The 1,887-nt window shown below is 61.3% G+C and carries 2 protein-coding genes and 2 tRNA genes; all 4 read left to right on the top strand.

Annotation, left to right across the window (positions count from 1 at the left end; all coding sequences use genetic code 11):
* On the top strand, window positions 1-933 hold a 933-nt coding region (locus AC1DOC_RS31820), incomplete at its 5' end, for a S16 family serine protease (RefSeq protein ID WP_478131352.1).
* A gap of 54 nt (window positions 934-987) precedes the next feature.
* Window positions 988-1,063: transfer RNA gene (locus tag AC1DOC_RS31815), tRNA-Gly, on the top strand.
* A gap of 64 nt (window positions 1,064-1,127) precedes the next feature.
* Window positions 1,128-1,201 (top strand) — tRNA-Cys (locus AC1DOC_RS31810).
* 181 nt (window positions 1,202-1,382) lie between these two features.
* Window positions 1,383-1,887: hypothetical protein (locus AC1DOC_RS31805; protein ID WP_478131351.1), on the top strand; the 505-nt coding region annotated here is incomplete at its 3' end.

The raw sequence follows: 1,887 nt of genomic DNA, 5'->3' as shown, positions 1-1,887 counted from the left end.
AACATCGCGATCAAGTACCTGCTGCCCAAGCAGATGAAGAACAWCGGCGTCAAGGAAGACGAACTGCTCGTCACCGAAGAGGCCGTGCGCGGCATCGTGCGCTACTACACGCGCGAAGCCGGCGTGCGTTCGCTCGAGCGCGAGCTTTCCAAGATCTGCCGCAAGGTGGTCAAGGGCCTGCTGCTCAAGCAGATGACGCCCAAGGTCACGGTGGATGGCTCCAACCTCAACGACTTCCTGGGCGTGCGCAAGTACAGCTTCGGACTGGCCGAGAAGCAGAACCAGGTGGGGCAGGTGGTCGGCCTGGCCTGGACCGAGGTGGGCGGCGACCTGCTCACCATCGAGGCGGTCACCATGCCCGGCAAGGGCGTGATCAGCCGCACCGGATCGCTGGGCGACGTGATGAAGGAATCGGTCGAGGCTGCGCGCACCGTGGTGCGCAGCCGCTCGCGCCGCCTGGGCATCAAGGACGAGGTGTTCGAGAAGCGCGACATCCACATCCACGTGCCCGATGGCGCAACGCCCAAGGACGGCCCGAGCGCGGGTGCCGCAATGACCACGGCCTTCGTGTCGGCGCTCACGGGCATTCCCGTGCGTGCAGACGTTGCCATGACGGGCGAGATCACGCTGCGCGGCGAGGTCACGGCCATCGGCGGCCTGAAGGAAAAGTTGCTGGCCGCATTGCGCGGCGGCATCAAGACCGTGTTGATTCCCGAGGAAAACGCGAAGGACCTGCAGGACATTCCCGAGAACGTGAAGAACGGCCTCGAGATCGTGCCCGTGAAGTGGATCGACAAGGTCCTGGAGATCGCGCTCGAGAAGATGCCCGAGCCGCTGTCGGACGAGGAGGTTGCCGCCTCCGCGGCCGCCGTGGCCGAGCTGGCCAAGCAACGTGCGGGCACGCCGGCTTCAGAGGGTTCCGTCAAACATTGATCGGCAGAACTTGCCGAGCCCCGAAAAAGTGTTCTATAATTCGAGGCTCGAAACGCGGGAATAGCTCAGTTGGTAGAGCGCAACCTTGCCAAGGTTGAGGTCGAGAGTTCGAGACTCTTTTCCCGCTCCAGTTTTGAAAAAGGGAAGCACTGCTTCCCTTTTTTTCGCGAATTCGATTTCGTTTTCAGCAGCGTGGCGCGATAGCAAAGCGGTTATGCAACGGATTGCAAATCCGTCTAGCCCGGTTCGACTCCGGGTCGCGCCTCCATTAAATCCTCTGCTAAATCAACAGCTTAGATGCCTCGGACCCTCCGAGGCATTTTTGTTTGTGGCTTCATCTCAGTTCGTTTTGGGTTCGTTGCTACCCAAAAGAGGCTGGTCTGCTACCCGCTGACGGATTGTTTTGTCCGTCAAAGCCAGTACGATGCGCGCTCCTATTGGAGCCTGATGTGTCCTCTGTCCAAAAGCGCGGCAACAAGTTTCAGCTGCGCGTAAAACACCACCTCCTCGAGAAGCCCTTCTTTCACACGTTCGACGACGAGGTCGAGGCGAACAACTACGCCAAGACCCTCGATGCATGGCTGGAGCGGGGCGTGGTGCCGCTGGAGCTGCTTGAGGCGACGCAGGGGTCGGGGCCCACGTCGCCACTCCTGCTCGAAGTCATGCGGAACTACGAGAACGATCCGAACACGCGCGTAGCGCCGACCGAGCGACCCACGCTCACGCTTCTGGCCAGCGAGTTGCCTGGTGTGCGCATGTCAGGAATTACCTTCCAGCGGCTCAACCAGCTGATCGAGGGCTACAAGACCCGCGAGAAGAGGTTAGCGCCAGGAACGATCAGGAAGCGCGTGGGTGCGCTATCGAAGGTGGTCGCGTGGTACCACCGCACCACGACGAAAGAGGGCCAGCAACCGCCTGTCAATGTCGTGACGCTGCTGCCCCGCGGCTACAGCC

This window comes from Variovorax sp. 01T439_2 (assembly GCF_056398445.1).
This window is presented reverse-complemented; position numbering and strand designations above follow the sequence as displayed.